Genomic DNA, 24,872 nt, shown 5'->3' with positions numbered 1-24,872 from the left:
AGCTCTTATAAGGGGGAGGCAGACGCTAACAGAAATTAGATAAAACTCACAAACAACCTATTCACCATTTGAAATGAAATGTGGTGTTTTAACAACCGGCGCTTTGCCGGGTTTTTTATGTCAATAAAACTTTTAGAGGACAAAATGACTGTAACTTATATCGGACTTAATGACCCAATGGCAGTGCGCACATGGTCTAAATTACTAAACCAAGAAGTCTCAAAAGCACTTCCAATTGCACCGTTGATTGGAAATGATTCAAACAGTATCGTACAATTAAAAGATGAAACCACGAAAGCAAGTGGGGATGCTATTAGCTTTAATTTGCGTGTGCAGTTGCTAGGCGATGGGGTGAGCGAAGGGCAGACATTGGAAGGCAATGAAGAAGCTTTACAGTTTCTCAATGATCGCTTGGCAATTAATGAACTCGTTCATGCTGTGCGTGTCAAAAATGAGGGAACGATTGATCAACAACGAATTCTCCATGATTTGCGCACCGAGGCAAAAAATGGTTTGGTTGATTGGTATGCAGATCGTCTGAGTATGATGTTCTTCATTCAAGTTTGCGGGTATACCGCAAAAACAATTAACTTTGAAGGACGCACGATTACCCTTAAACCAGTTCATTATGGGTTTAATGCGCCAACGGCACCAACCAATAAACGTGTGGTACGTCCTAATGATAAAGCAAAAGATGAGGACTTAAAAGAAGACGATGTTTTTGATCTCAGCTTGATTGATAAAGCAGTTGAACGGGCTAAATTGGCAAATCCTAAAATTAGACCTGTGCGGATTGATGGCGAAAATGTCTATGTGCTTTATCTACATCCAACCCAAGTGACACAATTGCGAACCAATACTGATGCGGGGCAATGGCTCGACATTACTAAGGCAATCTATAGTGGAAGTCGTATCAAAAATCCGCTCTATGATGGGTCTTTGGGCATGTATAATGGTGTGGTTTTGCGCGAAGCTGAACATATTACCGAAGGGGTCGAAGCTGGAACCGCTAACAAAGCTGTACCAAATGTGCGGCGGGCTGTTCTGCTTGGTGCACAGAGTGCTGTGATTGCTTTTGGTAAAGATCGAGGGGCGACACGCTATAAATTGGTGGAAGAACTCTTCGACTATGAAAGAGAATTCGGGGTTGCGGCAAAAACCATTATTGGGATGAAAAAAACTTGCTTTACCTTGCCAGGCAGTACGCAAGGGGCTCAGGATTTTGGCACTATTGTCATTCCAACTTATGGAGCACCCGCTTAAAGCAAATTTTTGCTCTCTTCCCCCAACAAGAGGGATCTGTTGGGGGAAAAATTTAAAATGCTTCCAGAAACAAGGACAGGCTTATGACCACTTTATCCTCTGATCCCCAAAATCTAAACCTTACACATTCAGACCATTCTAAAACTTTTGCTTATATGGTCGCGCTTATTCAAGATGAAATTGACGATACAACAGCGGAATATTCCCTGCAAATTCAAGATTCAATTTTTACGGCTTTGCGTTTGTGTGAACGCGAACCCTTTTTCTTTAATGAAAAAAGAGAAAGGACGTTTAAAACACAAAGTGGTAAAACATGGTATGGGCAAGAAGAAGGGGTTTTTATTGAAGCAGAAAAGAGTTTGGAGGGCGTCTTTTTAGTAACAAAGAGTGCAACACCAACAAAGTTGTTCTTTAAGCCCTTGGAAGTGTTGCATCAACAATATGGTATGCATCCTGCGCTAGGAACGCCATTCTTTTATACCTACCTTGATCAAAAAATAGGACTCTTTCCAACACCAGAACATGTGGAAGCTGTACAGCTTTCTTATGCTCCTGTTCATTTTGCCGATGAACAGCTGAAAGAGGATGATAACCCTTGGTTGATTTATGCTTTTGATCTTATTAAAGCACGAGCAAAATATGAACTTTATAAAAATATTCTTAAAGATCCTGAATATGCCGCCGTTTCTTTCAGAGATTTTCAAGAACAGCTTCAAGCTTTGCGCATTGAAACATCGCGCCGAAAAGGTTCTTCAAAGATTCGCCCAATGCGTTTTTAAAAGACTTTTTTCCAAATCGTTTATGGCTGGCGTTGAAGGTTGGTTTGGCACTGGTGGCTGGTTTGTCACTTATGGCTGGCTACACGCGTTGGGTGTTGATGGTGAAGGGCTGGTGGATGGCGTTGGGGTGGCCATTATTTATGGTATCGTTTTTTTTTGGTGCGTTAAACAACCTAAGGTTGTTTATTTTGTTGAATTTTATGCCTTTAGAGTTTTAAGGGCTTTTGTGGTTTTTTATCCATAAGCCTTGGTGTTTTGAATGGCACTGAGCTTTTCAAAGGTTTTATGGGGGGCTTTTGATGGCTCTTTCCCCCGTCATTGTGGGGGTTGATTTGCGGGCAGTTGATTTTGGTTTGGCGCTGGTGGATGGCGTTGGGGTGGCTATTATTGATGGTATCGTTTTTTTGGTGCGTTAGACAACTTAAGGTTGTTTATTTTGTTGAATTTTATGCCTTTAGAGTTTTAAGGGCTTTTGTGGTTTTTTATCAATAAGCCTTGGTGTTTTGAATGGCACTGGGCTCTTCAAAGATTTTATGGGGGTCTTGATGGCTTTTTTCCCAATCGCTGATTATCGACCCGATGTGGCGGATATCAATGGAATTTTTACCGATGAACTTGTTAATGTGCTCCCGGCTGATGGCTCCTATATCCCTATGCCAAGTTTTGAGCCTTTATCAGAGCCTTGTCCGGAGCCAATTTTAGGCACTCTTGCGGTTAAAACAAAAAATGGGGTTTCTATTATTGTCGGGACAAGAGAAAAAATCTTCTTGCTTGATAATACAACAATGAACTGGAAAGATATTAGCCAAAAAGGAAAACCTTATCTGGCTAATGTTGATGCTCCGTGGTCTTTTGCTTTGTTTGGTGATTTGATCATTGCGGTGAATGCCAATGATAAACCACAAGTGATTGATATTAACCATGATAAAACATTTAGAAATTTAGGAGGAAATCCACCACAGGCAGGGATTGTTCGTGTCTGGGGAGATTTCGTTTGTTTGATGAAATTAACCGAGTATCCAAGAAGGGTTCATTGGTCTGGATTAAATGATGCTGAATTTTGGACCGTGGGGAAAAAAAGTTGTGATTATCAAGATTTTCCTGATGGCGGATTCGTCCAAGGGGCAACGGAGACAACAAATCCAATTATCTTTATGCGTTCTGCAATCTATGCCGGTTCTTTTATCCCTGGCTCTAAGATTATTTTTAGTTTCCAAAAAATCCACGATAAACGAGGCGCAAAAAATGCTGAATCAATTGTTTGTAGAGGCGATTTAGCATTCTTTGCCGATGAGGGCGGGTTTTATCAAATAACAAATGAGGGACAGATTATACCCATTGGGTTCGAAAAAGTCGATCGAACGATGACCGCAAAATCAAGGAAGGATAATCTGTACACTCTATCTGCTGCTATCGATGGGGTGTATAATCGTGTTTATTGGATGGTTGATTCTGATGAGAATCTTCATAAACGTATCTTGCTCATTTATGATTGGGGATTGCAAAAATGGACAAAAGCTCTCGTCGATATCAAAATGATATTGCCTATTTTCTTAGCCGGAACAACCCTAGAAGGTCTTGATTTTGTGACTAAGAATATTGATGACTTGTCCTTTTCTCTTGATAGTAAGGCTTGGAAAAATGAATCGCCTATTCTGGGGGCATTTGATCAACAGGGGAGACTGGGTTCGTTTTCTGGGTGTCCTATGGCTTGTGTCGTGACATCACAAGAAATGGGGCAGACAAATGGCAGGATAACACGGGTGAAAAATATTATGCCTCAAGTCAATAGTGGAAAGTTTTATTTGTCTGTGGGAATGCGCTTTCGACAATCTCTTGAAGAGGAAACTGTTTGGTTGCCAGAAAAACAGCCCTCTTATAATACTGGACAAATTCATTGTCGTGCAAGGGCACGGTTTTATCGCTTTAAATTGCGTATTCCTGAAGGGGTGAATTGGACTCATGTCACTGGATTTGATGTGGAATTGACGCGGGCCGGCATGCGATAGGCATGCCCTTTTGTAATACCATGCGATAGGCTCAAACCTCTATTATTAAAGAACAAATGCCCCATAGACTTCCCAAGCCTTTATAAACAAAGGCACAATGCGATAAGCTGTGTCTTTATAATATGAAGAACAAGGTGGTGCGTTATGTTTCATGCTTTTCTGCGATAAAGGAAAATAGGCTGCACCATGGTTTATTTTTATAAAGAAAAAAGTTCCCTCTTTGTTGTGACAAAGGGATGATGGGGCTTTTTTTCTTTTATTGTGCGGGGGGCATGGAATGCGTGAAGTATGCATGGGGATGCGTATTGCTCAAATGAGGGAAATGACAAAGCTAAAAGAGCTAAAATTATGATGCAAGAGAGTCAAGATTTATATTCTGCTCATCTGACAGAGCAGTGGCTATGGGAAAAAATAGCTCCCTATCAAGAGGCTCTCAATGCTGCATTGAAAAAATATGTTCAGCGCTTTCCGGATGATGTTTGTCTGGAAAAAATTGCTGAAGAAATCGCTACAGGACAAGCACAATTGTGGCTGGTCTTAAAAAATAAAATCCAATTTAGTGCTTTTGCAATTACCAAAGTTGAAATAACCCATACGGGAAAAAAATGCGTCGTTCTCTCTGATCTTGCTGGAGAGGGAGGGCTGAAATTGGTCAAGTTGATTGATGAAGTCGAAAAATGGGCGCGAACAATTAATGCTGAAGAAATGCACATGTTTGGAAGAACTGGATGGGCGAAAAAGCTCGCTCATCACGGATATTCTCGTAATCTTATTCAATATAGAAAGGTTCTGAACCCATGAGTAGAAAAACCACACCTCAAGTGCAGACAACAACACAAACAAATGCTCCACCTGCTTGGGCGGCTGATATTCTTAAACAAGCCAGTGCTGATGCACTTGGACTTTATAATAAAGGAATTGGCGGAAACGTTTATCAGGGAGACAGAGTCGCTGGTCTTAGCAATATGACAAAAAATGCGCTGACCGGTTTACAACAAGCAGCAGGGCTCTATAACAATCCAACGGTAACGCAATGGTTGAGTGCACCAACCAACAGCGCTACAAATCTTTCCGGTATGGCTAAGGGAAGCTGGATTGGAAGCAATAGTAAATTTAATACTGCATTGCAAAATGCTCTGAATAAAACGTCCGATGCAATTAATCAATCGATGTCGGGAGCAGGACGTTATGGCTCTGGGGCTCATACTGGTGTGCTGGCCGATGAGTTAGGCGCCTTGGCAACAAATGCTGCAGCACAGCAATATAATCAAGATATTAACAATATGATGAATGCAAACCAGATGATTGATCGCTCTCAGAATGATCAAGTTAATGCGGCAAATAGCTATTATCAAGGACAGAGTAACGTGCAAAGCAATGCTTTGAAAGGGGGCATGATTCAAGATATAAACCGCCAAAATGTCTTAGATGCTGAACGCCAAAAATGGTCAGAAAAAGATAATCAAGATTGGAACCGATTGCAAAGTTTGTTACAGGTAGGAACACAGGCTGCTGGAAATTACGGAACGACTTCAGGAAAATCCACGACAATGCCTTCTGTGACAAAAGATCCATTGCGTGATGCGCAGCAAGTGCTTGGATTGGTCGGAGGAATTTTAGGGCTTTGTGATGTGAGAGCAAAAGAAAATATTATCCCTGTGGGGCAGAAAAAGGGATATCCACTTTATACCTTTAATTATAAGGGAAATCCACAACGTTATCAGGGCGTTATGGCGCAAGACGTGTTGCGTGTGAACCCTGAAGCTGTTTATGTCAATGCGAAAACAAAGTTATTGCATGTTGATTATGACAAAATAGGCCTGAAAATGGAAAAAATGAAAATGGAGAAAATGCCGGCATCTAAAAATAAAATTGCGGCTTTCTTTTCTTCATTTTTTGCTCGTTTTCCCTTTTTGAAAAAAGAGTATCTTCTATGAGCTCGATTTATGATTGGTCAATTGTTGCATCAGAAAATGCTTATGTCGACGAGAATATAAACTGGGCAGAAGGGCAACCGCCAAGCACAGTCAATGATAGTGCTCGCGCTATGATGCAACGCATCAAAGAATATTTGTTGGATAATGGGGGCGGGATTGAAACACAGTTTACTGTCGATGTGAAAAATGAGAGAACGTCACTTCGTTTGGCAACAAAGTCTTTTTTTGAGACTTATATGGATGGCATTGTTGTGCGCTTTAAAGCACAAGGCGTCAACAGAGGAATAACAAATATTTCTTTAAATCAATTGCTACCACGACCAACTTATATGGCAACGCCAGAGGGTATTGTGCCTTTAAAGGGCGGGGAAATTCAAAAAGGGGGGCTTTATGAGATCGTCTATACGCGTGATATTGCCGGAAAAAATGCTGATGGCTGGTTTTTAACCAATCCTACTATAAAACTTCCTGAAATTCCGCCCTTTCCTCCTTTGCCTGAAACTTTTTCTTCTGGATTTATCGGGACTTTTGCTACAGAAAAAATACCCTCTGGATGGTTACTGTGTAATGGTAAAGAATATTCGCGAAGGAACTATGCTAATCTCTTTGCTGTTCTGGGAGAAACATGGGGAAAAGGAGACGGGAGAACAACATTCAATGTTCCCGATTTGCGTGGAATGTTTTTACGGGGGCTCGATAGTGGAAAAGAAATTGATAAAGGACGTCGCTTGGGAAGCCGACAAGAAGAGTCTTTTCAATCCCATACCCATGAGGGAAAAACAGATTCAACAGGTAACCACCAGCATAGTTATCCAATGATTGACGAAGTAGTTTGGGATATGAATCACGGTGAATATTATAGACATCTGGCTCAAGTCTACAATAAAGATCGGTTAACGAAGGCTGCGGGAGAGCATGAACATAAGGTCTTGTTGCAAAAAACAGGGGGGGATGAAACACGCCCCGTCAATATGGCGGTGGTTTATGCTGTCAAAGCCTGAGAATGAAAGCTGTGTGAGAGAAAGATAAAAATGCTAAAATGTTTGTTATGAAAAAAAGTCTTATTGAATATAAAGTCTTATAGAATATATTGTGTAGAAAGTTTTGAGGCGCTTTAGAAAAAACTCAACTCTCTTTATTTTTTGTGCTGCCTTTGTTGGATGTCTAAAGGTAAGTTTGCCTATTGTTCTTTAGAGGATCAAGACGGTGATTATTGAAGGTAGGGGGAGAACAAAAAAACTTTCTTTATTCATGGCGTTTTTTGCTGAGGAATCAATATTTTAGCTCAAATGCCTCTCTTTTGTGATATCGTGATCCATTATTTCAAGTGCTGGGGTTAAAGCGCTGCTGTGCGATGACAAAAAGCCCCTAGATAATTTTATCCTATTATAGCGTAAAATACCGTCATTAAAACACTATTATTGAAGGTGGTGATATCAGTAAGATAGCTTAAAGTATTTAATACATTAGCAAATGTTATGGTGAGGATTTTCTTGGTTAAGTATTATGCAAGTGAATCATATAAATAATGAGCAGATATGGAGCCCCTTCAGAGGAGTTGGATTGTTTACAAACCGATGTGGGGCTAAAACCTTTGTCCTTTGAGGGTGGTGGAAAGAGGTTAACGGATATGTTTATTTAAAGCGAGAAAAAGCAAAATGGAGCGCTCCCTTTTTTGGCAAAGCGTGTAGGAAAAAAGCCCCTCTTTGTTTTCAAAATGGGTGCACTGTTGGCAAGAGCAGCAGGTTGGCGATGCGTTGTAGTACATGGTGAGGCATTGAACCCTCTGAGATGGCATTTTGTGCTTATCAGGCAACTTCTTGAAACAGGATGAGAGTGATACGAGAAAATCTATAAGACAATAGTTTATCCCGTTGTGTTGTAAAATACCATTGTTTGAGATGCGGTTAAAATTTTATGCATGGGGTGTTTTTCGTCTGTGCGTATTCCTAACGCAGCATTTTTTTGTAGAGTAACTCTGGACAGGGGATACATTACAAGGATGCGTTTGAAGGGGGAAGCCAAGTCAAATCTGTTAGATAAGAAGCCAGATTGTTTACAAACCATTGTTTATTGATTGCCATTATTTAAAGACCGGTGTGGGCTTTGTCCTTTTGGGAAAGGTTGATACAGCATGCAAGGTGACATGCATTTCTCTTTGGTTTTAGGTGGTAAAATCATCATTTTAGGTGGAAAACAGAGTATAATCTAAAAAAATACCTTGTAAAAATTTTCGATGAGGAATTTTTTTTCAAAAGCTTTTCATATGGTTTTCTGAGGTTTTCTGAGAAATACAAGAGCCGTACAACGAAAAAAGATATGCAAATGCTTAATGCGCGTTTAGCTTATCAAAAAGGGGGATATAATGGCACTTTTTCCATTTTCTATTGCTGATATTGATGATCCGGAATGTATTCGTGTGGTTCTTTATGCTAGCGGAAGAATGGGACATGCTCCTTTAAACGCATTGTTGAAGAAAGCATATGAAGATATTACAAAAATTGCAAAGCGCATGGATGCTTTAGAAAAAAAATTAAATGCTCTAGATCTTACCAATGTCGAACAGAAAAAAAATGAGAAAGAAGAGAAGCAAGACAGTATTAATAGTGTTGTGAGTGGTGGAATAACGACACCAAACAGTTTTGTGAGCGCACCAGAAATTAAAACAGAATCATCGTCCGCTGGAGACATATTTTTTTCTCCAATATACGAGGCGCCAAAAATAGACTACAGCTCTTTTATTTCAAAATTTACAGCACATAAACCGCTAGAAATACACAGTAGTGTTACTCAAAACATCAGTGTTGAGCATTCTAGAGAGATTTCTTCTTTGTTAGATAAGGAAAAATAGAAAAGAGTGATCATAACAATATGTATGGGGTGAAGCTATAGATGAGATAAACCTAATTTATATCTTCGGTGGGGATTGGAATTGCACTCTGTTTGAGATGTTAAAAAAGGGTAAAAATTGATAGAGAAGCGTTGTTGCTGGATAAGTTGATCATGCGTTGTTGGGGAGAGTAGGGCGCATATTGAAATCTAAGGGTAAGTTTTTAAAGCCTACAGAGCAAGGAGCCATGCCCAAATAGAAACGCATGGCAAAAGAAGCTTTAAAAAGATAAAAAATCGTGCAATCATTTTAAAAAGCTTTTGGATAGAGCGTTTGATGATTTTAACTCTATAAAAAATTGCCATTTTTACGCTTTTTTAAAAGAGAAAAAGTGCAGATCCTCGCAATTTTAATTTGTTAAAAATCCCATAAAAAGAAAATGTTAATTGCCAAAAGGACAAAAGCAGAAAAATGCCTATAAAAAAATCATGCGTATCGTTGTGTCTTTTCTTATAAAGAAGAGAAATGCTGTACTGTTGGAGCAGGCTTGAAGGCTAACGTTTCACTTGTTTTCTTATCAGACAAGATTGTACAAGCGGTTGTTGATTTGTCTTATCCTGTTTATGCTGTAAAGACTGTCCTTTCAGGTGTGATGATATAAGGCAAGTCTCTTTGTAAGAGCTTCCATGATACAAAAAGTGTTTTTTAAAGGGCGTGGCAAATATTTAAGGCAGGCTTATTTGTTGAGCTTTAAGTTTAAATCAATCACATACGAAAAAGCCAAATGGACCCCACTGCAATCTGGGCTGTTGATAAATCAGATTGGGTGAAGAATCTTCATCTTTTGAAGTGGTGAATGTAAGTTAAGAAAAACCAGCTTTTACAAGCGTAAAAGAACGGGTCTTATTATAATTATGGACTTAAATCATGTGTGTTTTTTCATGGATTATATTGAGATAAAGCTACAAAGTATTTTGATTTATTGGATACGTTTTTATTTTAGAAAGTGTATTGTTATAAACAGTTCTCCTCAATACGAATGTATCATTATTTATACTCTTTTTGGATATTTTTATAAATATAATTAAAAAGCTTGCAATACTATACGTTTTGTGTATAAGTATTTATTATTGATTTCTTTTGTATTTTATTTAGTTATATCTCTATTCATAAGCCGCGCCTTTAAATGGTGCGGCTTTTTTACTTTCTAATAACAGGGGCGCTATATATTTGTTATTGAGATGGCTTTGGATATTTTTCTCATTATTGTATTTTGTGATTTCATTTTGCAGTGAAATCTTTAAATTCTTGTGTGTTTTATCCCAATAGGGAAGATTCAAATAAAAATGCAGGCGTCTGGGTTTGGTTTCTTTGCTTTGGTTGGGGGGCGTTGAATAGTTAAAGAATCTTTGTGATTGTTTGACGGAGAATGATATGAGGTGAAGCATAAAATGGTGGCGCATTTGAAGGGCCATTATCATACATGCCAGCATGGTCAAAAATGCAAATGTGTCTTTAACAGTGTTTGTTGATCTCGATTAGAAAGTCCATTCTTTTTTGTTAGGAGTTTTACATCTATAATCTCTTATCTTGTTTTAGCGACTGCTTTTTGAGGGGGCGGTAATAGAAGGCGTATAAGATTTTATATATGAAGTGTTTGTGTGGTGAATAACGGTAAATCCATTGAGCACTCCCATCTTCACGCTTATGTAGAGGCAAGTCCGCACCATCATTGTATTTTCTAGCTCCCAATTTTGCTACGGTCTTTGACACTTAAGACGATTCATAAGAGGCATATGCCTTTCTTATACAGTTTTTAATCCACATGCTAGCTCCGCTTGTAACTTGTAAGCAACATGGTTTTGATTGTTTCAATAGAAAACAAACTTCGGATGAGAGAATCCTATGGTGTTCGGGTTTCTCATTCAACATGTAAAACAATAAATATTCTTTATAAATCAATATGACATGTCTTAACAAAGACGAATTGTTTATAGATCCGCATGGATGAAGAATCTTCGTCTTTAAAAGTGGTGAGAGAAAATCATCAGCCCTATTTTTTCATAAAGGGCATGAGAAAAGTGTTTCATAAGAATTTTATACGATAAGAATTATACGGTAAAAAAGAGAGTCTTTTGACATAAGAGTCTTGATCGTTTGCGGCTATAACCTGTATTGTGTACACAGATACTTCTATCATTTTTTGCTGTAAAAGCTTCTCTTGGGATATTAAAGGGTACAATCTTTATGGAAAAAAGAATCCGAGCAAGACAAAAGGCTTATTTCAAAAGATTATATCGCAAGATTGCTTTTGTTTGCATAATACTTTTTTGTATAGTGTTTTTGTGTTTTGTTGTTGCAAAGGTGGTTAGTTATTTTTCTTCTCATAAAAAAGTAACACAACAAGCACCCGTTGAATTGGTTATTCCTGTTTTTGATCTACGCGTATATTGCAAGGAAATTTCTGCCTCCGTTATGCCCGATATGAAAAGAGAGGTTTATCAGCATTGTCTTAATTTGGAAAGTGAGGCCTATTTTGCTATTCGTGAAATGTGGGATAAGCTTTCTGATAGTGCTAAAAAACAATGTTTGACGAGGGTCCGTCCTGGGGATGGAAATTATTTTCTCTTACGAGACTGTTTTCTGAATGAAAGAGAAAATAAAACAGGCAAAAGGCGCAATTACTTTTAAGTTTTTATATGGAAAGTTAAAAGGATGCGAATTTTGACAAAAAGATAAAAGCCTCTTAAATGACTATCTGCCTCATGACCAATAGCAGCTTGATTTATTTATCTTGTTATATCGCACTTCTTATTTAAGGTATGGCGACATAAGGTATGGATGGCCTCCTTGAAATGTTTAAGGGGGCGTGGTGGAGTTTCAGGAGGGTTTGTTGCGCTTTTTTAAGGGAAATAACGAGTGTGGGAAATCCATTTCGTAATGGTTTTGGTGAATGGTATAATGGTAAAACCCTCATGAATGTATAAAATTTATAGAGCATGTTCATCTTTATGGTTTGAAAAAGAGTAAGCCAGTACTATCTCACATTTTGCTCGCTCCCAATGGTGCCTGTCGACAGCCCTTTAGCCTTAGAGACGGTTCATAAGAGGCACTTTTAGTCTTTTTATCGTTTTTACTCCACGCAGGTTTTCCCACATGTAACATGCAAGAAAAAGAGATTGATTCAACAGCAAACAGATTGAGGATGAAAAATCCTACGATATTAATTTTCTTACTCAACACAAAAAATATGAATTACCATTACAAATCAATTCAGTGTATGAATTTTATAAGTATTTTCATTGTTGACAGACCAGTGTGATTTGAGAATCTTCATTCTTTGAGGGTGTAAGTCAATAGACATGACAAAAATGAGTAAAAAACATTCCTTTTATAAACATTTACGGCTTCTTCATGCGTAAAGCGCTGTGCTGGGTTTAAAAATGTGCTTGTTTTATAATTCTAGTTTTCTTTATCAGAAAAGATAAGTAAGGAAATACGTTAGGCCATTCTTATTGATAGGCTTTGAGGAGGGTATTTTTTTGAGAAGAAGCTGATTTTTAAAAAAGTGTGACATATTGGTCGTTTTTTTCATAATTTGATATTTTTTTGTATTTAAATATTTTGTTTTTAAGCTCAATTTGTTATAAATAAAAACTGTGATTAACTTAAAAACTCTATGGGTTAAAATAAAAATTGATAGTATCATTGACTTGTTTGGGAAAGAAGATTGATCTCTTGGTGATTATAGGGCTTGAATAATACTTCGTGTTAATCTATCTATAAAAGTTAAGAGGTTTTGTGAGGCGATCGTGGATTATCGCTCGCAAGGGGTTGCTTTAGCGATGAAGAGAGGCTATATTTATAAAATAAAGAGGTTCGCGCAGTGACTCGTTGGGATGGAAGTGCTTGTGAGTTAAATGCACGAGGGGGTAGAGAATATCGGCGTTTTTAGGAGCGGTGGTTTTAGAGCAAAAAAGGAAGCTTCTACTATTCTCTGGCAGGAATTTTTTCTTTGTCAGGTGTGTTATATGTGTGTTTTCCTTTTTGTTTTCCACAAGATAATTATTTTTTTTAGTGAAATATGGTTTATTTTAAAAAAAACACTTGGCATTTTACGTGAACATCATTAGGTTTCTGCTGTTTGACAGAGAAAAAGGGAATTTTTGATTTACGATTTCCCTGCTGTTTTGTGATTTTCAAGAAAATATATGCTTTTATCAATATCAGTAGGGTTCGTTTGAGTGAAATAAACGCGGATAGCTTGATAATCGTATGTTAAACATGATCAGCATTATCAAAAGATAATGTAATGAGGAAGCGTCAATTAAGACACACATAAGACAAACACTCCAAAAAGGGATAAAGATGAGGCCACAACAAAATAGACGGGTACGCGGTCGCAATAATAACAATAATGGTAATAACAATAATAATCGTCGCGGTCCTAATCCGTTGTCTCGCAATTATGAAAGTAGCGGTCCGGATGTTAAAATTCGCGGGAATGCTCAGCAAATTGCCGATAAATACATAAGCCTTGCGCGTGATGCACAAGGTGCAGGTGATCGTGTTATGTCGGAAAATTATTTACAACATGCCGAGCACTATTTGCGTATTATTTTAGCAGCAGCTGGGCAAATGTCTCAATCGGTTCGGCGTGATGAAAATCGTGGTGATGAAAACGAAAATCGTGATGAAAACAATGGGCAAGAATGCGGTGAAATAAATCTTGACGGTGAAAAAAAGGATGCTGTCGAGGGTGATACAGATGTATTACAAATGTCGTCGCAAAAAAATGGCAATGGCCAATATGATAAAGCGCAAAATGGGGATGCGCGTGAAAACGCTTTAGAGGCTCTATCGGATGAAAAAACAGATCAAGAGCACTGCCTCTCTGAGAAAAATGTTGAACCTGTCAAAAAAATACGTCGTTCTCCCCGTCGACGTACTGTACGGACTCAAGATGAATCATCTCTTGAGCTTTCACTTACAACAGCAGAAAGCTCTAGCAATGGAGATGCATCAACAGCAACAAAAACAGCAACAAAAGAGGATTCTTCTTTGCCTGGATTAGGTGAGGGGATACAGAGAAAACCACGCCGTCGCCGAGTGGTCAATCTTGAGGCAGAGGAAAATATTTAAACCTTGAAGGGTGCTGTGTAAGCGCGCTTGTGTGGTGATGTTATTGGTATCATGATAATAAATTATAATATGCTCGAGAAGATTCTTGCGCTTTCTTTGAGTTTTCACGGGGCTGTATTGAGACTTAACGAAGGCTGTTGACAGAAAAGATTGCCTCTTTGCTGAGATTTAAGTAAGCGGATACAGAGAAAACCACGCCGTCGCTCAAGTGGTCAATCTTGAAGCAGAGGGAAATGTTTAAACCTGAAAGGTGCTGTATAAGCGCTTGTGGTGATGTTATTGGTATCATGATAGTAAATTGTATATACTCAAGAAGCCTCTTGCGCTTTCTTTGGATTTTCACGGGCAGTATTGAGACTTAACAAAGGGTGTTGACAGAAAAGATTGCCTCTTTGCTGGGATTTAAGTGAGGAAATACAGAGAAAACCGCATCCGTGTATTTTAAGAGGCAGTTCTTTTATGAAGAACGCAATGTCGTTGTTTTATTTAATTCACACTTATATTTAATATTATTCAATGTATTCATGCCCATTTCGCACTGGTGTTCATGAATTCTATCATGTGAAATCCATCGGTTATCTTTGCTTAATAAAAGAGGTAAACTGGGCGTTATTGCTTTAATTTTCAATGTTGCAACAGTTCTTCTTTTGATACCGGATCATTCATAAGAGGTATTTTTATTCATCCATTTCCTTGCTGGGATATGTAAAGAAATGATTTTGATTCAGTTTCTTACGAACAGATTTGAAAGGGAGAATCTTACAGTATTTGAGATTCTCGTTTGACATGCAAAATAAATCATCACTATAAATTAATATGTTGAATTTTTGCACTCAAGAAGAGGTATTTCTTGCACGTTTATTAGCTTTTCCCAAGTGATGTCATTTTCTTAAAATGGGAATGCGTTGACAGAAAGGTTTCTTCTTTTCCAAGATTTAAGTGAGGGGATACAGTAAAAAACGCGCCGTCGCCCGTGTGGTGGATATTTAAGACTTATCACATTAATTTATAATAATAATTCATTGTTTTGAATGTTAGGTGAGAGCTCCTAAACCCCTAGAATTCTCTCATTTCCAAATTTGTTCCATGTTGGATCAACAAAAACCATTCGCTTGCACGTTGCAAACGGGGAGAGCCCGTGTGGATAAATTTTATAATAAAGGAATAAAATGGCTCTTATGAACTCTCTCTAGCGCCAAGGATTGTCGGCAACACCCACGCGCTGGTAAAGCGTGTGATAATGCCAGCTTGCAGAAAATGTTTAAACCTTCAGAATGCTATGTCAGCGCTTATTGATGTTAGTTTTCTTAATGAGGCATTATCTTCGCTCTCTCTTTTGTTGTTTCAACAGAAAGAATGGAGACAAGTGCACCGGTATGATAATTGTAAATCATAAATTTTGTTTGTCCATCAGGGGTTAAAACTTTCAGTACAATATTGTGTTCTGAGAGGCTTTGCGACAAAATCTGTGTTTTTTCCGGTAGAGAGAGCGTATGATGGATAACGTGTGGGTTTTTGCTGAGAGAGGAAGATAGCTCTGTTTGTTTTGGCGCTGATCCGGTTTTTATCACTTTATAAACAATTAAAAACAGTACGGTTAGAATAAGGAAAAGCGTTATTAAAACGGAAATAATCATTAAACCCATAAGTTTTTTTCTCACTCGTTCTACGGCAGGGTCTAAAGGGAGATCTTGAGGCAGAGAATTTTGCTCTGTGTGATGGTCTTTTGAAGGGTGCATTCGCTTATTATCCATCATGTCTTTCATTGATTATTTTTTTTGAGATCTGATGGGTTTATGCTTTTAAAGTTTTTTGTGCAAGAGGTTTGTGGAAGAAGAATGTAAAAGAGGAAGCGATGTTGGTAAAATATCTTCTTTGTGTACTGTAGACAGCTTGTCCTTTACGTTTTGGCTTTTAAGCAGGAAATTTCCATGGTTTGTTACAGACCAGATCAAGTTTACTTCTTGTTGATGTAAATTTGCATGTACGTTTATACATTGGGCAAAAATTTGTTGTCCATAAAGTGCAAACTTTTTTGTGGACGGGACCATGGCCTGTTCACAAGCTTGAGCCGTGGGATAGATTTTAACCATTGTATTGTTCGAATAGCAACTATTAAAATCATCTGTACATGAAACTAATAAGAGGATAAAAACAAGGGGATTCATCAATTATTTTCCAAATGACAGGTTGACAGAGCGGACTCCAATTTGTCAGCCTAGGGGCTTCTTCACTGTTAAACGCTTTCAAAGTTTTTTAGTTCCCCTTTGAGATGGGTTTTCCCCTTTGAGATGGGTTTTCCCCTTTGAGATGCGGGTTCTATAGTGAATTAATCAAAGTCATTGGCTTGCACGTCATAAAAGGGTGTGTGTGGGGGCTCTATGTCGGTGAGTAATATTTGAAAAAAGACTGAAATGCCTCTTATGGACGCTCTCAAAGGTCAATGGCTGTTGTAACATGAGAGACAAATGGTATGATGATACTCAGCTACTACTTTTATGAAGTGAAAAGGGGCATGAAGGTAAAGAAGGACGTGGCGTAACAAGGGGCGGTTTTGATGGTTCACTTTACGGGGGCTATTATATCTTATTTACACATACTGTTTTGAAATGAGCGTGGATGCGCTGGGAAATATTAAAAAAGTGCGTGAATGAAAGACATAAGTGTATTCTGTTTTAGGATGCCCTATTGTAACTGAAGAGGATATCTCCATTAAAGAATGCGATAAATAAAAGCATAAAATGTGTAATTTACATCAATTAATTGTCGTTGTCGTGGATGCTTTAAGCCCGTAAAGCTGAAGAGTGATGATGGATATTAGCTTTACTCCTTGAAATTTCATATTCTGCCAAAATAAAATTATATACGCATTGCGAAAATTACACAAAAAGAGATGGGTAACAGGCTCGCTTTTATTTTGCATATAAAAGCTGAAACGGTTTGCTCTTTATCGTTTTGGTTTCTGTTTTAAAATATGCCGGTTATATGAGGGATGGAAGTTGATTGACAGCGGGAATGGATTTTATGTGGCTTTCAGTTCTCATCGTTAAGGTTTTGCGGAACTATTGGGGGACTATAGAGGTTGGTTTAAAGAGGTTGGAAAATATCTTTGTGCTTAATAAACAGATGAGACATTTTGCTAAAAAAGGGGAAACTTCTCTTGTTCATTGTTTAAAATGCTCTTTTAAGAAAAAATATCAAAATAAGTATCAGGAACAGAGAGGCAATAGACAATTCCTTCTTGTGTCAATTTGAGGGAAGCTGAACCATTCACGGAAATGGGAACGATTTTTTCGAGAACGGCACTACCAAAACAGGCTTTTTTATTGTTTGTGGGAGGGATGCCGGATTCAAAATTTTCATGCCAAGTGATGATAAGTTGCGTTTTGCCATTCAGTTTTGTTTCAATTTCACAGCGTACACAGATGCTCCCCTTTTCTTGGGAAAGGGCTCCAAAAGAAAGAGAATTGACAATCAGTTCATGAAAAGCCAAACCGATATGCAAAGCGGCATTGGGAAAAAGATAAGGATCGACGCCTTCAAGTGAAAAACGTTCTGTTTCTTTCATAAAATAACCTAAAGCCTGCGTTTGGACCAATTCGCGAAATTGAGCACCGCGCCAATCGGAATCAGTGATCAGATCTTGAGAATGAGAAAGAGAATGAAGACGACCTTGAAATTTTCGTAAAAAAACTTGAAGAGATTCAGTGTAGCGGGCGGTTTGGCTGGCAATACTTTGAATGATCGCTAGAAGGTTTTTAGAACGGTGACTGACTTCGCGAAGAAGGATTTTAAGCACTTGTTCACGGCGGCGTAAGCCGGAAATATTGACACCGGTGGTGATAATACCAATAATGTCTTCGTTATCATTGCGGTGGCAATCAATAGAAAATTTGTACCAAATCTCTTGTTTATTTGTATCTTCAAAACGTGCTTCAACAGTTTGCATTTTGCCACTGGCTAAAACTTGCAGTTTGATGGTTTCCATATTGTCTGCAAGGTCAAGCGAAAAAAAGTCGCTGTCACGACACCCAACCCGCCATTTATTGTGCAAATGGTGTGGCAAGTTTTCAGCCCATAAATAAACCAGATTTGTTGCCTGATAGAGAACGCAAATATCAGCACCACGAATCGCTTGCATGAGCGCACTCATATGAGATCTATCCATGGGAGGCTTTGAAAGAGGCGTAACGATCATAATTTTAAGATGTTACCCTGTTCTAAGCCGCTTTAGAAGCATTCTCTTGAAAAAATAAAGCTTGCGAAATAAGCGCTTTCACCATATCAGGGTTAAAAGGTTTGGTCACTAAAAAAGTTGGTTCTGGACGCTCGCCAGTGAGAAGCCTTTCGGGAAAAGCTGTGATGAAAATCACCGGTATACGGTCATTTTTCAAAATCTCGTTGACCGCATCAATCCCTGAACTGTTATCGGCTAATTGAATATCAGCCAAAATCAACCGTGGTTTTTTCTTATGATACATGATGACAGCTTCATCACGCGTGCGCGCTATTCCTACAACATGATGACCTAGGCTTTCTACCATTTGCTCAATATCAAGTGCAATAAGAGGTTCATCTTCAATAATCATTACTTCAGTGGCAATTTGTTGAGAAATATCAATGGATGCTTGGTTGAGAAGCTTGCGAAATTCTTTCGTATCCAGATTCATGATTTCGCTGGCGTCTTGTTCATGAAACCCTTCAACGGCAATGAGCAAAAATGCTTGGCGTGCACGGGGCGTGAGATAGGATAATTTGGCACTGGTTTTTTGTTCAAGACCAAATTGGGGCAGGGGTTCAGGGATGTTTGGTGTGGTTTGGTCAAAAAGATGGCAAAAAAGCCAATAGGTACCAATTCGGTCAGTGGAGGCTTTGGGAAAAATGGAGATGTCGGCAATGAGTGCTTCCAACATCGCTGAAACATAGGCATCGCCAGAGGATTGGCTACCGGTGACAGAGCGGGCAAAACGCCGAAGATAGGGAAGATGCGGGGCAATGCGCGTTGATAATGACATAATTTATAACTCCTTTGACCTTTCAAGCATTTTGTTGGTTGAAATTCTCAACCGATAAAAAAGTTCCTTGATTTGTATGGAACTTTTTACCGGCAGCTATATTTACAACCATAAGGCGAAAAATTCTTCGCGGTGCTACCAGTAATATATGGATTAGGGGGATGAAAAATGAACGACCGTGATGAAAAAAATCTCACCACACAATTTAGAGTTGGAGATGATCTTCTCGGGGTCAATAGCGAAATAGCACGGAAGTTACGTCAATTTTACATGGAAATTCAAGAAGAAGCACTGCCACGGTGTTTGCTTGAGCTTTTAGAGAAGTTGGAGCGCGCAGAGCAATTTGGCTTAAACAATGTGGAAAAGGTTTGAATCCTTTATGTCAAAGTGCGCGAAAAACTTTAAACAAGAACTCCTTTCTGTGTTGCCGGCTTTACGAGCTTTTGCTGTTTCTTTAAGTGGCAAGCACGATAAAGCCGAAGATTTGGTCCAAGATACTGTTATGAAGGCATGGGCTAAGCAAGATAGTTTTGAGATGGGAACTAATCTTAAAGCTTGGCTTTTTACCATTTTGCGCAATGAATTTTATAGTCAAATGCGTAAAAAGGGAAGAGAAGTTCAAGATACCGATGGCGTGTTTACTCAAAATGTCGCTGTTCATCCTGCTCAATATGGATCGCTTGATTTGCAAGATTTCAAAAAAGCCTTAAATTTGCTTTCTGCCGATCAAAGAGAAGCCATTATTCTCATTGGCGCATCGGGATTTTCTTATGAAGATGCTGCGGCTATTTGTGGTTGTGCTGTTGGAACCATTAAAAGCCGTGTGAGCAGGGCGCGTAATCGATTACAAGAACTTCTTAAAGTCAATGGTGAGTCTGATTATGGTCCTGATTCTTACTCAGCTGGAAGTACATTGTGTTCATTTAACGGCTAAAAAAGCATAATAATTATGATTGATAGCCTTGTTTTTTTTATTCCCGTTATAGCTATTACAGTAAAGTCAGTATCTGAGGGAATTCAGAAGTTTGGCGTGTATCCTTAGGAACACAAGAAAAGCCTGTATAAAACTTTCTCACGGGCTTTAGGTTTTATGTTCCATAAGGTTGCCTTCCTTTGTGCTGAAAAATGACGACTTTCAAGTTCGCCAATGGACATTCTATGACAACAAAAACAAATTTGATGCCTCAAATGCCTTCTTCTGATGCAACGATATCACGCTGGCGGTGGGGTGCGATTGTTGTTTCTCTTGTTATGGCTCTTTTGGCATCGGTTTTTATTATGTTGCTTTCAAATGCCGTTGATCGAGAAGTCGCACAGTTGAATACAAGTTCAGAATTGCGCGAACAGGCTGATTTGGTCCTTATTAGCCTGATTGATATGGCTGTTGCTGATCGCAGCTATGCAAAAACGCGCAAGGCGGAAGATAAAATACGTTTTGAAAATGCAGAGCGGGAGTTGGGGAATATTCTCGACTATATCGCACTTATTATTTATGCGCATCCGCAGTGGTATAAATGGTTTACGGCTTTTAAAGAAGAGGTTGAAGCACGAAAAGCCTTTATGAATGCCCATATGCGTGCTCTTGATGCGATTCCTGAACAACCTTCTCAACCTTCTCATGCGGACTCTTTGGAAGTATCAAAGATTCCTGTAGCACGTTTAGCTCAATTGATGACAAGCTTTATTAATGGGGATGATGTGGTGCGACAAAAACAGCGTGAGGGTATCGCATTGATGCGGGCGGCTTTGACATTGGCGGCTATTGTTTCCGTTGTGAGTACCTTTATTTCTGCCTATTTTGTTATTAATCGTTTTCATCGTGATATGCGCTCTTTAAAATTGTATCAATTGCTGCTTCATAGTGAAAATATCGCTCTGGAAGCCCGCGTGAAAGAACGAACACAAGAATTAGAAAGAGCACGTAATCACGCTGAAAAAGAACGCCAACGGGTTGAAATATTGTTGCAGGATGCAAGCCATCGCATTGGCAATTCTCTTGGGACGGTGTCTTCTTTGTTGGGGCTCCAGTTAAACCGGAGCAAAAATGAAGAGGTACGTGCTGTTCTAGGGGCTGCACGTGATCGTATTCAGACAATTTCTACAGCACATCGTCGTTTGCGCTTAAGTGATGATATGGAAACGACTTTATTGGCAGAGTTTCTCAGCTCTGTTGTGCATGATGTCGAATTGGCAGTCCCTTTTGAATTGCGTGAAAACATCACCATTCACACCAACTTTAAAGATTGTCGCCTGTCTTCAAGAGATGCGACAACACTTGGAATTATCCTTGGTGAACTGCTGACAAATTCCTTAAAACATGCCTTTCCTGATCAACGGTCTGGTCATATTTATATCTCCTTTGGTCCCCAGAAAGATGGACAATTGATGCTCATTGTAGAAGATGATGGCGTGGGAATGAAAAGCCAAACTTTAAAACAAAAAACAGGACTTGGTCGTGTGGTCGTGGAACAGCTCTGTATGCAATTTGGTGAAAAACCTCTGTTTGAAACTTCTGCTTTAGGAGGCACAAAGATTGTCATTCCTTTGCCAAAACTTAGCATGAATAGTTCAAAAAAAAGCTCTGACTGATTTTTTAAAAGGGTAAATTTTTTCTTTTCTCGTGGTAAGCTGCCTTTCATTCATCGTGAATGTATGGGGAGGGCATCTTTTCACAAGAAGAAGGAAAAATACGGCTTCAGTAGCGCGAACACAGCACCATTCATATCAGATTGTCAATTGCCTTCAAGAGAAACAACTTTGCTTCTTTATCTTTTGGTGTAATGTTTGATTTTCTCTCTTGTTGTTTTTTTGCTTTGTTGACTCCGATGATAGGCTTTCAAAGTTCTCCTTGTCTGAGAGCTTTGAAGTGCTTAAGTTAGCCTTTAAATTTATTTTGAATAAGTGCTCCTTTAAGCCAATAATACTTATATTCGTAAGCTCTATTGCTTTGCAAAAAGATTGTTTTTTCAAGTTTTGTTATTTTTTGTAAGGCATGTGAAACTTTAAATATGGGGTGTTTTTGTAAAAGTGTGTAACAAATATTCTCAAGGATAACTTGCTTAGAAAGTTCATGAAACACTGTCCTTTAGGGCTATGAACAGCATACATTCAACAAGTGGAATCTATTCAACAAAAAGTCGGGTTGTTTATAGAATGATATGGATTTTAGAATCTTCATCCTTTAGCGGGCACCTCTTTGATTTGAGATTTTATTGCATGGCAAATAAGGACGGGCTATCGTTTTGATAAAATAAACAAGAAGAGTTAGCCTTTTGGGGTTTCATATTTTTCACTTTTCTATTGTGCGTAAACCTGAAAAGGGGAGGGCGTTTTATTTTTAATCATTGTGATGCGACCTTGGGTGGTGGCATCTTTCGGCGTATTCTTTAATAGATATTTAAAATGCGGAAATCTCTTTGAGAAAAGTAAGCGCTCAAGCATATTTTTTAGATGTTTTGAGTCGTAAAAATGCAGATGCTTTCATGCTTTAAGTCTCTTCGGAGGGTGCTATTGGGCTGTTGATCAAGGCATCAATGTTGTTTTTTTCTTGTAGGAATGTTTGTAGGTCTTGATTGGTTAAGGCTTTGCTATCCGGTATACGAATGCGCATGGGATCAACTTTGACGCCATTGACAATGATTTCAAAATGACAATGGGGTCCGGTTGCCATTCCTGTTGATCCAACATACCCAATAATTTGTCCTTGTCGTACTTTCACGCCTGGTTTGATGTCTGGTGCATAACGACTTTGGTGTGAATAACTGCTGACATATCCATTGGCATGTTGAATTTCCGTATGGTTTCCATAGCCGCCTGTTACGCCTACTCTTGTGACAATACCATCTCCTACAGCAATAATGGGTGATCCTTTAGGAGCAATCCAATCAACACCCGTATGCATGCGGACATAGCCTAAAATAGGATGTTTGCGTGGACCAAAGGGAGAGCCAAAAATGCCATTTGGTGTGGGTTTGCGCAGCAAGAAAGGCTTTGAACTTTTCCCTTCAGAATCATAATAATCAACGCTTCCATCTTTTAATTGATAACGGTAATATTTATAAGTTGTATTCCCAAAAGTTGCACTAATATAACGAATTTCTGGATCAGCGTTCTTGGATGATTCCTTTGCTTTCAAATTCTTTTTGCCGTTTTTGTTTTCTTTATCGCTTTGTGGTACAGCATAAAATATTTCGATCTGATCATTGGGTGTTATCGGACTTTTCATATCAACATTGGTGGCCAGCAGACGAATAAGACGATGAGAGAGAGATTGTGATATATTATGGCTTAGCAAAGCACTATAGAGTGCATCATAAGCCGTTGGTAATTGCGCGCTATTGATATAAGAATGTGGAATACCATTTTGAAAAGCCGTTTTAAGTGCTTTAGACATTTTAGGCTCTGTGCTTTCAATGAATTGGCCTTTATCATTCAGGGCAATGGTGAGAACATGATGCATCCCTTGATAGATACTTGCGCGTACGAGATGGTCTTCTTCACCAGCTTGTGTCACAATACCAATGCGTAAAAGGCTTCCCTCTTTAAGGGAATCGGAAAGGCTTATTTTTTCTAGCGTTTTTACAACCTGGTCAATTTGCTTTTTTGTATAACTGGTTTTTTTGAAAGCATCGGCTATCGTTTGTTTTTTACGAATAGGAATAATATCTTCAACATAGTTTTTCGTCAGATCGATACGGTGACTTTGAGGAGAAACGGTTACATTTTCTTGAACGATTCGAACTTCAGGGGATTCTGTGCCTTGGGAAGGGGAGGATACATCTTCTAATTTTAAAGGATCAATCAATGTGAGAACTGAAAGAAGTTCGGAGCTCTTTTCTAAAGTAAATCCAGCTTTTTGTACTTCTTGTTGTGCCTCTTCATCTGTCAATGTGTCGCTGTCATCAAAATCGAATTGATTTACCTTAAAATCATAGCTGCGTAAGGTGAGTTTTGTTTCAACCTTTGCTCCATAAATCTGCCCAGAATCTTCTTGTGGTGCGATATTTTGATTTTTCGTATCACTAGCAAGAATGCTTAAAGAATCAAATTTTGGATAGCTATATTTCTGGGGGCGATTTTCGGCTAAAGCCATACGAATCCATTCAAAATGTTGTGTTTGAATGACTTTTTCATCGCCTTTTTTTTGTAGAATCGATAGTTCAAATTGACGTTTTCTGTCAAAGCTTTGCCTTGCATGGGTGGGAGAAATACGATCACCTTTATAGCCATTGGCCTCAGGGTCTTGTGATTCTGATAGGTTTTCTTGCGTAAACCATTGTGGCGGTGTTACCAATCGCTGTTGTTCATCAAGAGCCGTAAAAAGTGCAATCCCCATAAGAATGCAGGAAGTGATTCCTGTCAGAATGGTTCCCGTAAGCCAACGAGCAGAGACCTGTCGGCGCGCAGGCCGCAAGCGCTTGACGACAAGAGCAGGGTCTTGTCCAGGATCGTTTTTTTGTTGTTCGTTATCCCACATAGATTTATAAGAGTACTTTTCAATATTAAATAAAGAAAGCTAGATAGATAGATAGCTTAGAATGCTTCTACAGGAATTTGATTCTTTTTACAAATTACAGATCATGCGATTCTCTTTATACAGCAATGTCTTTATAAATCGTATCTGCGCGGAAAATTTTCTCTATTAAAGTAGCATAAAACAAGCGTTATTGTGATTAACTCATTCCTAGGCAACTTCCTATTTTTATGCATTGCAATGGGGTGCTATATTTTACTTTAAAGGCGCCATGCTCTCTTTGAACTCCTTGCTGTTTTCATGTTTTATTTTTATGAAGGCAGATTTTGCCTATAATTGCTTGTTGGCAATAATGTCTTGAAATAGGATTTTTTGTTCAATATTTTATTGGTAAAGTTTGGGTTATTTTATTTAAAAAAAAATA

The 24,872-nt window shown here is 38.6% G+C and carries 19 protein-coding genes; 13 read left to right on the top strand and 6 right to left on the bottom strand.

Annotated features, from left to right (window positions below; all coding sequences use genetic code 11):
• Positions 1-144 precede the first annotated feature (144 nt).
• The 8 genes from ACFILO_RS03880 to ACFILO_RS03845 all read left to right on the top strand — a co-directional run bounded on the left by ACFILO_RS03880 (position 145) and on the right by ACFILO_RS03845 (position 8,839).
• Positions 145-1,263, top strand: coding sequence for a N4-gp56 family major capsid protein (locus ACFILO_RS03880; RefSeq protein ID WP_273791303.1), 1,119 nt, complete (start codon positions 145-147; stop codon positions 1,261-1,263).
• Positions 1,264-1,346: 83 nt separating this feature from the next.
• A complete protein-coding gene (locus ACFILO_RS03875) occupies positions 1,347-2,042 on the top strand; it encodes a hypothetical protein (protein WP_375613655.1) in 696 nt (231 codons plus the stop codon).
• Between the two features lie 22 nt (positions 2,043-2,064).
• Positions 2,065-2,286, top strand: coding sequence for a hypothetical protein (locus tag ACFILO_RS03870; protein ID WP_375677863.1), 222 nt, complete (start codon positions 2,065-2,067; stop codon positions 2,284-2,286).
• A 301-nt stretch (positions 2,287-2,587) separates the two neighbouring features.
• Entirely contained in the window at positions 2,588-4,051 is a 1,464-nt protein-coding gene (locus tag ACFILO_RS03865; RefSeq protein ID WP_375621458.1) for a hypothetical protein, read from the top strand.
• A gap of 348 nt (positions 4,052-4,399) precedes the next feature.
• Positions 4,400-4,852, top strand: a complete 453-nt coding sequence (locus tag ACFILO_RS03860) for a hypothetical protein (protein ID WP_375677862.1) — start codon at positions 4,400-4,402, stop codon at positions 4,850-4,852.
• The gene (locus ACFILO_RS03855; RefSeq protein WP_375613652.1) at positions 4,849-5,988 is read left to right on the top strand and encodes a tail fiber domain-containing protein; all 1,140 of its coding nucleotides are present in this window, start codon (positions 4,849-4,851) and stop codon (positions 5,986-5,988) included. The genes ACFILO_RS03860 and ACFILO_RS03855 overlap by 4 nt, the downstream gene beginning before the upstream one ends.
• Positions 5,985-6,989, top strand: coding sequence for a phage tail protein (locus ACFILO_RS03850; RefSeq protein WP_375677861.1), 1,005 nt, complete (start codon positions 5,985-5,987; stop codon positions 6,987-6,989). The genes ACFILO_RS03855 and ACFILO_RS03850 overlap by 4 nt, the downstream gene beginning before the upstream one ends.
• A 1,364-nt stretch (positions 6,990-8,353) precedes the next feature.
• Entirely contained in the window at positions 8,354-8,839 is a 486-nt protein-coding gene (locus tag ACFILO_RS03845) for a hypothetical protein (protein WP_375631825.1), read from the top strand.
• A gap of 1,142 nt (positions 8,840-9,981) precedes the next feature.
• Here the strand turns inward: ACFILO_RS03845 and ACFILO_RS03840 are convergent.
• Complete coding sequence (locus ACFILO_RS03840; protein ID WP_375677860.1) at positions 9,982-10,293, bottom strand: hypothetical protein; 312 nt, start codon at positions 10,291-10,293, stop codon at positions 9,982-9,984.
• A gap of 772 nt (positions 10,294-11,065) precedes the next feature.
• On the opposite strand from ACFILO_RS03840, the gene ACFILO_RS03835 reads away from it, so the two are divergent.
• Positions 11,066-11,509 (top strand): hypothetical protein, encoded by a 444-nt coding sequence (locus tag ACFILO_RS03835; protein ID WP_375610680.1) that lies wholly within the window; start codon positions 11,066-11,068, stop codon positions 11,507-11,509.
• 1,677 nt (positions 11,510-13,186) lie between these two features.
• Complete coding sequence (locus ACFILO_RS03830) at positions 13,187-13,960, top strand: DUF4167 domain-containing protein (RefSeq protein ID WP_375677859.1); 774 nt, start codon at positions 13,187-13,189, stop codon at positions 13,958-13,960.
• A gap of 1,307 nt (positions 13,961-15,267) precedes the next feature.
• On the opposite strand, the gene ACFILO_RS03825 is transcribed toward ACFILO_RS03830, so the two are convergent.
• The 4 genes from ACFILO_RS03825 to ACFILO_RS03810 form a co-directional block, all read right to left on the bottom strand.
• Complete coding sequence (locus ACFILO_RS03825; protein WP_375611689.1) at positions 15,268-15,717, bottom strand: hypothetical protein; 450 nt, start codon at positions 15,715-15,717, stop codon at positions 15,268-15,270.
• A gap of 45 nt (positions 15,718-15,762) precedes the next feature.
• The gene (locus tag ACFILO_RS03820; RefSeq protein ID WP_375621452.1) at positions 15,763-16,128 is read right to left on the bottom strand and encodes a hypothetical protein; all 366 of its coding nucleotides are present in this window, start codon (positions 16,126-16,128) and stop codon (positions 15,763-15,765) included.
• 1,016 nt (positions 16,129-17,144) lie between these two features.
• Complete coding sequence (locus tag ACFILO_RS03815) at positions 17,145-18,158, bottom strand: sensor histidine kinase (protein ID WP_375618002.1); 1,014 nt, start codon at positions 18,156-18,158, stop codon at positions 17,145-17,147.
• Positions 18,159-18,180: 22 nt separating this feature from the next.
• Positions 18,181-18,975 (bottom strand): response regulator, encoded by a 795-nt coding sequence (locus ACFILO_RS03810; RefSeq protein ID WP_375607013.1) that lies wholly within the window; start codon positions 18,973-18,975, stop codon positions 18,181-18,183.
• Between the two features lie 168 nt (positions 18,976-19,143).
• Between ACFILO_RS03810 and ACFILO_RS03805 the strand changes: the two genes are divergently transcribed.
• From ACFILO_RS03805 to ACFILO_RS03795, 3 genes are all read left to right on the top strand, one after another.
• Positions 19,144-19,347: a NepR family anti-sigma factor gene (locus ACFILO_RS03805; protein WP_375610684.1), complete on the top strand. Its 204-nt coding sequence runs from the start codon at positions 19,144-19,146 to the stop codon at positions 19,345-19,347.
• Between the two features lie 7 nt (positions 19,348-19,354).
• Positions 19,355-19,909 (top strand): RNA polymerase sigma factor, encoded by a 555-nt coding sequence (locus ACFILO_RS03800; RefSeq protein ID WP_375611691.1) that lies wholly within the window; start codon positions 19,355-19,357, stop codon positions 19,907-19,909.
• A 224-nt stretch (positions 19,910-20,133) separates the two neighbouring features.
• Positions 20,134-21,564: a sensor histidine kinase gene (locus ACFILO_RS03795; protein ID WP_375613648.1), complete on the top strand. Its 1,431-nt coding sequence runs from the start codon at positions 20,134-20,136 to the stop codon at positions 21,562-21,564.
• A gap of 898 nt (positions 21,565-22,462) precedes the next feature.
• Here ACFILO_RS03795 and ACFILO_RS03790 read toward each other — a convergent pair.
• The gene (locus ACFILO_RS03790) at positions 22,463-24,451 is read right to left on the bottom strand and encodes a M23 family metallopeptidase (RefSeq protein WP_375653784.1); all 1,989 of its coding nucleotides are present in this window, start codon (positions 24,449-24,451) and stop codon (positions 22,463-22,465) included.
• Positions 24,452-24,872: the final 421 nt, after the last annotated feature.

The organism is Bartonella sp. AP72JLCBS, from assembly GCF_042195705.1.
Taxonomy (GTDB): Bacteria; Pseudomonadota; Alphaproteobacteria; order Rhizobiales; family Rhizobiaceae; genus Bartonella.
This window is presented reverse-complemented; position numbering and strand designations above follow the sequence as displayed.